The following is a 4,875-nucleotide window of genomic DNA, read 5'->3' as shown; positions in this document are numbered from 1 at the left end:
CTTCACTGGCTGCAGCCAGCACCGCCGGGTCGCCGTCGATGCCGAGCGGCGTCGGCCACGCGGCCGTGTGCACGGAGCCCTCTTCGAACCAGGACCACGATTCCTCTGCCGCGAAGGACAGCACCGGAGCCAGCAGGCGGAGCAGCGTCGACAGGGCCAGACGCAGCGAGAGCGCCGCGGAGGCCTGTCCCACATCGGCCTGGTTGTAGGCGCGCTCCTTCACGAGCTCGAGGTAGTCGTCGCAGAACGTCCAGAAGAAGGCCTCGGTGAGCTCCAGCGCACGAGCGGCGTCGTACCGCTCGAACGCCTTGGTGGCCTCGACGACGACGCTGTCGAGCGCGGTCAGCATCGACGCGTCGAGGGCGTGAGTCACCTGCGCACCCTCGGGCACGGGGAACGACAGCACGAACTTCGCCGCGTTCAGTACCTTGATGGCCAGACGGCGACCGATCTTCACCTGCGTCGGGTTCTGCGGGTCGAACGCCGCGTCCATGCCGAGGCGGCTCGAGGCGGCCCAATAGCGCACCGCGTCGGAGCCGTGGGCCTCGAGCACGTCGGCCGGGGTGACCACGTTGCCCTTCGACTTCGACATCTTCTTGCGGTCGGGGTCGACGATGAATCCGGAGATCGCGGCGTTGCGCCACGGCGTCCTGCCGTCTTCGAGCGTCGAGCGCAGCATCGTCGAGAACAGCCAGGTGCGGATGATGTCCTGACCCTGGGGGCGCAGGTCGAACGGAGCAGTGAGCTGCCAGAGCTCCTCGTCGCGCTGCCAGCCACCCGCGAGCTGCGGAGTGAGGGACGAGGTCGCCCAGGTGTCGAGGATGTCGGCCTCGGCGTCGAAGCCGCCCGCCACGCCGCGCTGGTCCTCGGTGTATCCGGCGGGCACATCGGTGGTCGGGTCGATCGGGAGCGTCGCCGCATCCGGGGTGAGCACGCGGTCGTAGTCGCGCTCGCCGTTCTCGTCCAGGGCGTACCAGAGGGGGATCGGCACACCGAAGAAGCGCTGACGCGACACCAGCCAGTCGCCGGTCAGGCCGACGACCCAGTTCTCGTACCGCACACGCATGAACTCGGGGTGCCAGGCGAGCTCCTCGCCGTGGGCGATGAGCTTGTCGCGCAGCTCGCCGTCGCGGGCGCCGTTGCGGATGTACCACTGCCGCGTGGAGACGATCTCGAGCGGACGGTCGCCCTTCTCGAAGAACTTCACCGCGTGGTTGAACGGCTTGCCGACAGCGGTCATGTCGCCCGTCGCCTGCAGCTTCTCCACGATCGCCTTGCGCGCGCTGAAGACGGTCTTGCCCGCGATCTCCTCGCCGTACCAGGTCGCCGCCTCGGGGTTCGAGACGGAGGCGGGGGCATCGGGCAGGAATCGCCCGTCCAGGCCGATCGTGGTCATGTTCGGCAGCGACTCGTTGTCGGTGGTGCGCAGCTCGCGCCACCAGATGATGTCGGTCACATCGCCGAAGGTGCAGACCATGGCAGCGCCGGTGCCCTTGTCGGGCTGGGCGAGGTGGTGCCCGTGGATCTCGATCTCGGCGCCGAAGAAGGGGGTCTTCACCTTGGTGCCGATGAGGTGCTTGTGCGGGCCCTCCGGGTGCGTCACGATCGCGATGCACGCGGGGAGCAACTCCGGGCGGGTGGTGTCGATCGCAATCGATCCCGAGCCGTCCGCGAAGGGGAACTCGATCGTGTGATAGGCCGCCTGCTGGTCGCGGTCCTCGAGCTCGGCCTGCGCGATGGCGGAGCGGAAGTCGATGTCCCACAGCGTCGGGGCCAGCGCCTGATACGCCTCACCGCGCTCGATGTTGCGCAGGAACGCGAGCTGGCTCTGACGGATGGTGTCGTCGGAGATCGTGCGGTAGGTCTGTGTCCAGTCCACGCTCAGTCCGAGCTGGCGGAACAGTGCTTCGAACTGCTTCTCGTCCTCGATCGTGAGGCGCTCGCAGAGTTCGATGAAGTTGCGGCGGCTGATCGGCCGCTGATCGGCTGCACGGCTGGACTTGTTGTCGCCACCCTCGAACGGGGGTGTGAAGTCGGGCGTGTAGGGGAGCGAGGGGTCGCACCGCACACCGTAGTAGTTCTGCACGCGGCGCTCGGTGGGCAGGCCGTTGTCGTCCCATCCCATCGGGTAGAACACGGTCTTGCCGCGCATACGCTCGAAGCGCGCCTTCACGTCGGTGTGCGTGTACGAGAACACGTGTCCGATGTGCAGGCTGCCCGATGCCGTGGGAGGAGGGGTGTCGATCGAGTACACGCCGTCACGGCCGGCCTGTGCCGCGCGCAGACGATCGAACAGGTAGGTGCCCTGCTCGGCCCATGCGGCATCCCACTTCGCTTCGAGGCCTTCGAGTACGGGCTTGTCGGGAATCTGGTTCTGCGACGATTCGGAAGCAGGCATGAAGGTCTCCTCGAGCGATGTATGCGGCACTGTGTGAGCGTGCCTGAGTGTGGGTGGTGCCGAACAGTCTACCGAGCATCGCGGGCCCGGCAGGTCGTTGCAGATCGACCCGGTCCAACAATCCGCCGTAGGATGGAGGGATCCCGACCCGCTCGTCCAGAGGAATCGTCATGCCCGCAAAATCAGTGCGTCGTCTCCTGCCCTTCGCGGCGCTCGCCGCTGCCACCGCCCTGGTGCTCAGCGCCTGCGCGGCCCCCGGTTCCGAGGGAGAAGGCGGAGGAGAGCTGGTGTGGTCCATCGAGGGCGCGAACCTCTCGGCCGGGCACATGGACCCGCAGGTGAGCCAGCTCGACGTCTCCGGGATGGTGCAGCGGGCCGTGCTCGACTCGCTGGTGTTCCAGGAGGCGGACGGAACGTTCAGCCCGTGGCTTGCGAAGAGCTGGGAAGTCTCGCCGGACAGCACGGAGTACACCTTCGTGCTCCGGGACGACGTGACCTTCACCGATGGTGAGAAGTTCGACGCCGCCGCGGTCAAGGCGAACTTCGACCGCATCGTCGACCCCGAGACGGCTTCCGCTCAGGCTGCCAGCATGCTCGGCGCCGATTTCTACAAGGGCACGGAGGTCGTCGACGACTACACGGTCACGGTGACCTTCACCCAGCCGTACGCCCCGTTCCTGCAGGCGGCGAGCACGCCGCAGCTGGGCTTCTACTCGCCGGCCGTGCTCGCGAAGTCCGCAGACAAGCTCAAGGCCGGCGGACCCGACATCACCGTGGGCACCGGGCCGTTCGAGCTCACCGAGTACACGCCAGACCAGGAGATCGTCTACACCCGCAACGACGACTACGCGTGGGGTCCGCACGACACCGAGGCTCCGAAGTTCGAGACCCTGCGCGTCGAGATCCAGCCGGAGGCCTCGGTCCGCACCGGTGTCGTCACCAGCGGCGAGGCCGACCTCGCCAGCAACATCCCGCCGAACCTCGCGAAGGACCTCGGCGACGGCGTCACGGTCGACTCGATCGAGTACCCGGGGCTGCCGTACTCGCTGTACCTGAACGAGAAGTACGGGGTGTTCGCCGACGAGAAGGTGCGCCAGGCCTTCGCCCGCGGCATCGACATCGACGCCGCTGTCGAGGAGATCTACTTCGGACAGTTCCCGCGGGCATGGAGCATCCTCGGCTCGACGACTCCGGGCTACGACGCGTCGCTCGAGGGCAGCTGGCCGTTCGATCAGGCTGCGGCCGATGCGCTGCTCGACGAGGCCGGATGGACGGATCGCGACGCCGACGGCATCCGCATGAAGGACGGCAAGCGACTCTCCGTGCGCTGGATCGCCTGGACGCCGGTTCCCGACGACCGCGCCGCGCTGGGCAACGCCATCCAGTCGGACCTGAAGAGCATCGGCTTCGAGGTTCAGCGTGAGGAGCTCGAGCCCGGCGCCTACAACGAGCAGTACGAGCCGAAGACCTTCGATCTGACCGACTGGGGCTTCTCGGGCGTCGATCCCGATCTGCTGCGCAGTCACCTGCACACCGACGGATTCCAGAACGCCTCGCAGGTGAGCGACCCGCAGATCGATGCCTTGCTCGAGCAGGCCGTCGCCTCGAGCGATCAGGACAAGCGCAACGAGCTGTACACCCAGCTGCAGCAGTGGAATGCCACGTACACGGCCATCGTGCCGCTGTACAGCCCGTCGGCGATCACGGCCGTCGGCGACCGCGTCGAGGGACTCGAGTACGACCTGTACGGTCGGCCGCTGTTCTACGATGTGACCGTCGGCTGAACCGTCGACGGAGCGGAGGGCACGGGTGGTGAAGGCTGCTCTCGCCCGTATCGCCGGTCTGGTCGCATCCGTCGTCATCGTCCTGTGGGGCGCGGCGACCGTCGCCTTCCTCGCGTTCCGGGTGATCCCCGGTGACCCCGTCTCGGTGATGCTGGGGCCCCAGGCGCAGGTGAGTGAGGCCGTCAAGGACGGGATCCGCGCCGACCTGGGGCTCGACCGTCCGCCGTTCGAGCAGTACCTCGGCTTCATCGGCCAGCTCGCTCGGGGAGATCTGGGGGAGTCGTACCAGCTGCGGATGCCGGTGACGGAGGTGATCGGACGTCAGCTCGGAGCGACGGTGCAGCTCTCGGTGCTCGCGCTCGTGATCGCCCTCGTGCTCGCGCTCGCGGTGGCGGTCCTCGTGCGGGGCAGGGCAGCGCGCACGATCGCGGCCGCTGTGGAGCTCGTGGTGCTCTCCTCCCCGGTGTTCTGGATCGGGCTCGTCCTGCTCAGCGTCTTCGCGTTCGGACTGGGCTGGTTCCCGGTGTCGGGAGCCCGCAACCCCGCCACGCTCGTCCTGCCGGCGATCACTCTCGCGCTCCCGGTCGCCGATGACCTGGTCGCGCTTCTCATCGGGTGCGAGCACCGGGTCGATGAGGATCGGCGATCCCAGGTTCGATGTCAGGATCAGGATCACGTTCGAGAAGTCGACCG

2 protein-coding genes and 1 pseudogene are annotated in these 4,875 nt (G+C 67.7%); 2 read left to right on the top strand and 1 reads right to left on the bottom strand.

The window, feature by feature from the left end; all coding sequences use genetic code 11:
• A partial coding sequence (gene valS, locus KZA10_RS08110; RefSeq protein WP_218682609.1) for a valine--tRNA ligase occupies positions 1–2,398 on the bottom strand: 2,398 nt, incomplete at its 3' end.
• Between the two features lie 170 nt (positions 2,399–2,568).
• On the opposite strand from valS, the gene KZA10_RS08105 reads away from it, so the two are divergent.
• Positions 2,569–4,182, top strand: coding sequence for an ABC transporter substrate-binding protein (locus KZA10_RS08105; RefSeq protein ID WP_218682608.1), 1,614 nt, complete (start codon positions 2,569–2,571; stop codon positions 4,180–4,182).
• Between the two features lie 25 nt (positions 4,183–4,207).
• A pseudogene (locus KZA10_RS18705) lies at positions 4,208–4,390 on the top strand (ABC transporter permease); the annotation flags it as partial.
• Positions 4,391–4,875: the final 485 nt, after the last annotated feature.

The organism is Microbacterium sp. BF1 (assembly GCF_019279095.1).
In the GTDB taxonomy this organism is placed as follows: domain Bacteria; phylum Actinomycetota; class Actinomycetes; order Actinomycetales; family Microbacteriaceae; genus Microbacterium; species Microbacterium maritypicum.
Note: the sequence above shows the minus strand (reverse complement) of the source record. Positions and strands in the feature narration are given on the sequence as shown.

Bases quoted from the DNA above. Each gene is read 5' to 3' on its own strand.
- KZA10_RS08105 (WP_218682608.1), top strand. From the start codon at position 2,569: ATGCCCGCAAAATCAGTGCGTCGTCTCCTGCCCTTCGCGGCGCTCGCC.